The 1,149-nt window shown below is 56.2% G+C and carries 1 protein-coding gene and 2 pseudogenes; all 3 read right to left on the bottom strand.

All coding sequences use genetic code 11. From position 1 onward, the window contains the following. Window positions 1–478, bottom strand: a pseudogene (locus RCO31_RS34605) (tripartite tricarboxylate transporter substrate-binding protein); the annotation flags it as partial. Continuing rightward, window positions 471–899 carry a heme-binding protein gene (locus tag RCO31_RS34600; protein ID WP_308972931.1) on the bottom strand — a complete coding sequence of 143 codons (429 nt, stop codon included), beginning with the start codon at window positions 897–899 and terminating at the stop codon, window positions 471–473. The gene RCO31_RS34600 and the pseudogene RCO31_RS34605, both read right to left, overlap by 8 nt. Window positions 900–936: 37 nt before the next feature. After that, window positions 937–1,149: pseudogene (locus RCO31_RS34595) on the bottom strand (tripartite tricarboxylate transporter permease); the annotation flags it as partial.

Here is a 1,149-nt window from a genome sequence, read left to right as displayed (position 1 = left end):
TGCGGATAACCCATGTCACCGGGTCGTAGTTTACGAACGCAATCGGCTCAAGGCTTTTATAGTCAAACTTGCCGTCCGAGCGTCTGAAGCCGTCACCCCAGTAGAGGCTGGCGATCACGCCGATCGTATGTCCGTCATTTGGCGCCTGTAGTGACAGAAAGGTGTGACCAACCATGCCGCCGCCGCCGGCTTTGTTCGTGACGATCACCTTGTGGTCTGTCCATTTCTCAAGGTACTTGGCGAGGATGCGAGCCGTAATGTCCATGCCCCCGCCGGGCGGATAGACAACGACCAGCTCGAGCGGATCTTTCGGAAAATCGTTCGGCTGCAGCGCCTTTAGCCTGGCCTTGGTGTCGGCTTGATTCTGAGCAACTGCAGCCGTGGTGCAGAAGGCGAAGATTGCCAGCAGCATCACGCTCAAACGTGCCATTCGGTTCATTTGCACCTCCCGTTTGCATTTATTTTGAGATTCAGCCAACTGGCGCTCCGATGGCCTGAATGCCCGCACGTGCAACCTCCATGTCGTCGCTGTAGTGTCCGCCGGATACTCCAACGCCACCGATCACCTTTCCATTCTCCTTTATCGGGTAGCCGCCCCCGAACACGACAATCCGCGGATAATGGACGATGCCGTGCAGCAGGGGCGGGTCGTTCTTGACGACATCCCAGAATGCGTGCGTCGGAGTGCCAAGGCTTGCCGATGTGTACGCTTTATCCTGAGATATGTGCAAAGACGTGTCAGAGGCGCCGTCCATGCGAATGAATGCTTTGAGCGAACCAGATTCGTCGCAGACGGCGATGCTCATCGCGAAGCCCAGCTGCTTTGCTTTGGCGATAGCTGCCGACAGGATAACCTGTGCCGTATCGGAATTGATGCTGCGCTTCTCGAAACTCGCCATTCCCAATGTCCTCCCGTTGTTACGTGATATCGGCTTCTCAGGCCGACAGTTCCGATCCCACTGTTCGCGGACGAAAGCCGATGATCAATGCGGCTATCAGCATCATTGTCACTAGCAGCAGGACTGCTGTGATTGGCCGCTGTACGAGGATCATTGGATTTCCGCCGGACATGATCAGCGACTGGCGAAAAGCTTGCTCCAATTGCGGTGTCAGGACGAGTGCGAAAGCAAATGGCGCGAGTTCGTAGGC

Origin of the sequence: Bradyrhizobium sp. LHD-71 (assembly GCF_031157255.1) — a bacterium.
In the GTDB taxonomy this organism is placed as follows: Bacteria; Pseudomonadota; Alphaproteobacteria; order Rhizobiales; family Xanthobacteraceae; genus P52-10.
This window is presented reverse-complemented; position numbering and strand designations above follow the sequence as displayed.

Excerpts from the sequence above, each read along its gene's own strand:
- RCO31_RS34600 (WP_308972931.1), bottom strand. The coding sequence starts at position 899 with ATGGCGAGTTTCGAGAAGCGCAGCATCAATTCCGATACGGCACAGGTT.